Annotated in this window: 1 protein-coding gene; it reads left to right on the forward strand. The window is 53.0% G+C overall.

Going from position 1 to position 930, the window contains the following annotated elements:
- A partial coding sequence (locus ASC50_RS01395; RefSeq protein ID WP_158648256.1) for a T9SS type A sorting domain-containing protein occupies positions 1-914 on the forward strand: 914 nt, incomplete at its 5' end.
- Between the last annotated feature and the right edge of the window lie 16 nt (positions 915-930).

Raw genomic sequence — 930 nt, forward strand, 5'->3', positions numbered from 1 at the left:
CCAACACGGGCGGCAACACAGGCGGCTCAGGCGGCAACACAGGTGGCACAGGCGGCACAGGCGGCAACACAGGTGGCGCAGGTGGCAACACGGGTGGCAATACCAACGGCCACGCGATAGCTGTGTCAAATGCCGACAGCATCGGTACAGGCTATTACCTGGCACATTGTGAGGCTTTGGAGTCTGTTGTAACGGTTACGACCAAGACCTCTTCCACCGTATTGCACGAAGGTGTAAAAGGGAATCGCTTCACGGTTGATATTAGCAGAGGCGGACGTTATGTGGTCAAATACAGTATTGTAATAGCAAGAGACACAGCCAATTACAGTCTGACCATCGAAAGCCGAGCAGCGTTTGAGGATGTCGTGTCCATCCGGTACAACAATCTGCTGCTCGTAAAGGCAAACACCGGCTACGGTATAGTGGGTTGCGAATGGTATAAGGCGGACAGCAATGGCAAATGGGAGAAATTATCCTCCGAATTGTCCTATTCAGCAGGCAACAAGCGCACAGATATATTGGATGCCACCGCCGAGTATAAGGCACGCCTCATCACCGCCTCAGGCGACACCGTGGAAACGTGCCCGTATTGTCAGGAACGCACCCGCACCACACAGATTGGCGCAATAGAGGCACCTCCCCTGAAACTATATCCCAATCCGGTGCATGGCGGTGATTTCATCACCATCGAAGGCGTTCCGGAAGGTGTTACAAACATCACAATCTATGATTTAAACGGTCGCGCGGTGTCAACATTACCGGTAGAGGCGTGGCGTGCCACGACTCCGCAACCATCCCCGCAACCGCCCCTACAATCATCCCCGCAATCATCCCTACAACTACCGATACCAACCACACGCGGTGTCTATCTTGTGCGGATTGGGGAGAAATTGCTGAAAGTGGTGGTGGAATGAAAACAAATGAACAATT

The organism is Candidatus Symbiothrix dinenymphae, from assembly GCF_001431085.1.